This is a genomic window from Candidatus Deferrimicrobiaceae bacterium (genome assembly GCA_035256765.1).
Taxonomy (GTDB): Bacteria; Desulfobacterota; Deferrimicrobia; order Deferrimicrobiales; family Deferrimicrobiaceae; genus CSP1-8.
On sequence record DATEXR010000081.1, the window covers coordinates 1 to 2,655 of the forward strand.

At 60.7% G+C, this 2,655-nt stretch carries 3 protein-coding genes; 1 reads left to right on the plus strand and 2 read right to left on the minus strand.

Annotation, left to right across the window (positions count from 1 at the left end; genetic code table 11):
• Window positions 1-559 precede the first annotated feature (559 nt).
• Together VJ307_02435 and VJ307_02440 are read right to left on the minus strand one after the other, a co-directional pair.
• Window positions 560-1,207, minus strand: coding sequence for a CsbD family protein (locus tag VJ307_02435; GenBank protein HJX72986.1), 648 nt, complete (start codon window positions 1,205-1,207; stop codon window positions 560-562).
• Between the two features lie 50 nt (window positions 1,208-1,257).
• A complete protein-coding gene (locus tag VJ307_02440) occupies window positions 1,258-1,449 on the minus strand; it encodes a Thivi_2564 family membrane protein (protein HJX72987.1) in 192 nt (63 codons plus the stop codon).
• 292 nt (window positions 1,450-1,741) lie between these two features.
• On the opposite strand from VJ307_02440, the gene VJ307_02445 reads away from it, so the two are divergent.
• Complete coding sequence (locus tag VJ307_02445) at window positions 1,742-1,906, plus strand: hypothetical protein (protein HJX72988.1); 165 nt, start codon at window positions 1,742-1,744, stop codon at window positions 1,904-1,906.
• Window positions 1,907-2,655: the final 749 nt, after the last annotated feature.

Sequence of the window (2,655 nt, forward strand, 5' to 3'; positions counted from 1 at the left end):
GGACGACCGAGCACGGCGCAGGCGTACTTGCGGTACGCCGAGCCGGGCGCAGGGAGTCCGACAAAGGGCTGGCGGTGCAGACCGAGCCGCAGGCGCCGGTCGCCCACAGGGCTGCCTTTTCTGCTGCGACAAGCGATCCCCAGACTGCGTCGGGCGTGCTCGTCGCTCGCTTGTGCGGCGTACTGACCGTACGCCTCCGCGCTCGCTCCTGCGCTTGCCCGCCGTGGCCAAAGGGTCTCCCTTGTCTCGCGACGAAACCCTTCCGGAGACCGGCCCCCTGCAGCGGCGCTCGAATGCAACCGTATTTGTGAAACGGAGGACTTAGATGGGGAGACGCCCCATCCCCCCTAAAATGCCTTCCGTTTGCGCGGGGTTTGCAGTCCGTACGGGTTTCCCCCCTGATGTAGCCACCGTAGCCGCCTTGCTATCGTACCGGTGCAGGGGGCCATGGAAAAACTGCTCGGATCCCGCTTGCTGTTCCGGGGCGAAGATCGACTGCAACCACTGGAACGGCACTGGGTTATCTCGAACGAGGTGCTTCAGTGCCTCTCCTGAACCGCTATCGACCTTGCTTTCCGTGATCCCCACTGCGACCCCCGTGCTTATCGTCCTTTCTCTGTTCCTGTTCGCTCCTCTTCCAATCCATCTCGCGCTCCCTCTCCCATTGCTTGTGCGCCTTCCGGTTATCCCTGTCCCAACGGGAGCGATCCTTCTTCCATTGGCCGTACGGAACGCGCCGCCCCTGTTCATACCTGGTCCGGTAGTCCCGGGGTACGTACAGCACCGCCCTCGGCACCCGGCGCCGCTCGATCACTCCCCACGGCCCGTTGTACGCCCGCGCACGGTACCACCGCTCACCGCGCGGCGACCACCAGTACCCCCCGTAGAAGAACACGTCGATGTTGGGGTCCGGGACGAAGTGGACCTGGGACTGCGGGATCATCACGACTTCCGGCGGCTGGGACACCACGATCGGCGGCGGCCCGAGGTTGATGCTGACGCTCACCTCCGCCCTCGCGGGCTCCGAAAACCCCCATGCGGCGGCGATCATTGCCCCCGCCAGCAGGCACCACCATACCCTTCTCGAATTTCCCATTTGGGATCTCCCTTCATGCCGGGTGAGGTCATCGTCGGTGAGTTTGCCCCACTTCTCTTTGACCCTCCCTTTGATTTCATTCCACTTTCCTTTCAAAATATCTTCATTCATGTTCGTCTCCTTTTATCTTATTCGCTGAAACAAGGACGCCCCGCGAAAATTCACCTCCCGATGCGAAACTCCGAGAGGGATCCCAGGATCCCGAAGGCACGCAATAGCCAGAGGACCACCGCGATCACAATCACGATGTTCAGAATGCTCTTTATCTTGGCATCCATCGGAAGGTAGGTATTGACCAACCACAGGAGTACACCGACGACAACCAGAACGATTACCACATGAATCAACGGCATAATCCTTCTCCTTTTTTCCTATGGGCCCCGGTATATCGGGACCAAGGACATCGCGGCGCCGCCCCCAGGGCCTGTTGTCGTCCCTCACGGACACCTATCACAGTAATCCCGTCCGCCTGCCTTCGGTATCGGTATCTGTCCGAAACGCGAGCCGCTGTTTGTCTGATTTTCGGACCGGTGGTTGTCCTATGGCAGGAAGGGGCGCCTGAGGGTTCGGATCAAGGGAAACCTTCCTTCGGGCCGTGGCGTCCCAACCTCGAGACGGGAACAAGACCGAAGGGAGGAAGGTGCCATGTGCTACAACTGCGGATGCGGGAAACCCGGCGACGACATGGGGGATCCCAAGAACATCACCGACAAGACGTTTGAGGACGCGGCGAAGGCTTCCAACCAGTCTCCGAAAGAGGCAAAAAGAAACACCTTGGAGTTGTTGAAGATCCTCCTCAAAAAGGAGTAAACGGTTCGGCAACAACGGAATACCCGGTAGAGGTGTCGAAGGCCGGACGACTCACGATCAGGCGCGCCGGGGTATCGCTGGCCGTGCGCGCGGGATTCGGGGTTTCCGCCGGTATCGAGGCAAGTATACTGGCGGCGATAAGGGGCCGGAAGGGGTCTCGTGGGGCGGGGCACCCGCAGGATCGGGGCAGATTCCGCGAGCGGAGTCGGCAAGGCCGTTTCGGCCAGAAAGAAGACGGCTGGAAGAGGCGAGTCCCCCTCCCGGCCGCGACGAGCGAAAAAGGACTTTCTATCTAACGGTTCTACCGGGTCGACAAGGCGAGGTCCCGCGAACTCGGGGGAACCGCTTTCCATCGCCAGGCACATCGTCGAATCCCACGGCGGGACGTTCCGGGTGGAAAGCCGGATGGGGGAAGGAACGAGATATCTGATCCGCATCCCCGGGTGAAGCTTCGGCTCCTTTCCATGCCTGCCGGATAGGAAGGGAAGCAGAGGAAAAAGGACGGGGCCCGTTCTCGCCCCATCCTCCAAGTCCGCCGGTTGCCACCTGCGGATTTCTTACCGTGTCCCTTCAAGGAACGATTCCTGCCGGTGATCGTGTCCCCCCGAACCGGGATCAATCCTTCAGGAGAAATGTCACACTCATGTTCACACGGAATTCGGTGACTTTCCCTCCTGTTACAATGATTTTCTGTTCCTTGATCCAGGCTCCCTGGATCCCCTCGAGCGTCTTCGAGGCGCGGGCGACCC